The organism is Streptomyces beijiangensis, assembly GCF_017315755.1.
In the GTDB taxonomy this organism is placed as follows: Bacteria; Actinomycetota; Actinomycetes; order Streptomycetales; family Streptomycetaceae; genus Streptomyces; species Streptomyces beijiangensis.
Genome location: NZ_JAFLRJ010001457.1, coordinates 1 through 325 on the forward strand (window position 1 = coordinate 1; position 325 = coordinate 325).

1 pseudogene is annotated in these 325 nt (G+C 82.5%); it reads left to right on the forward strand.

Going from position 1 to position 325, the window contains the following annotated elements:
• Nucleotides 1-325, forward strand: a pseudogene (locus J0695_RS42250) (bifunctional (p)ppGpp synthetase/guanosine-3',5'-bis(diphosphate) 3'-pyrophosphohydrolase); the annotation flags it as partial.

The window sequence follows — 325 nt, forward strand, 5'->3', positions numbered from 1 at the left end:
CGACGGTGACGCGCTCCAGCTCTTCCTGGAGCCGACGGCGACGGCCGGGCCCTCCGGCCCCTCGCCCGAGTGGCTGGAGCACGCGCGTACGCCCGCGGCGCGCATCGCCATCCGCCACTGGCTGGCCTCCCACCCGGCCGACACCGCGGCGGAGCCGCGCACGGCGGAGACGCCGGAGACGGCGGGGACGGACGGTGGCGCGGGTGAGCCCGTGCCGGAGCCCGTCGGCGCGCGGGGCGGCCCTGGCGCGCCCGGGCCGGGGCCCTGCACGGCGGAGCCCGGCGGCGTCCTGTGCCCCACGGCGGAGGCCCCCGCCGCCGGAACC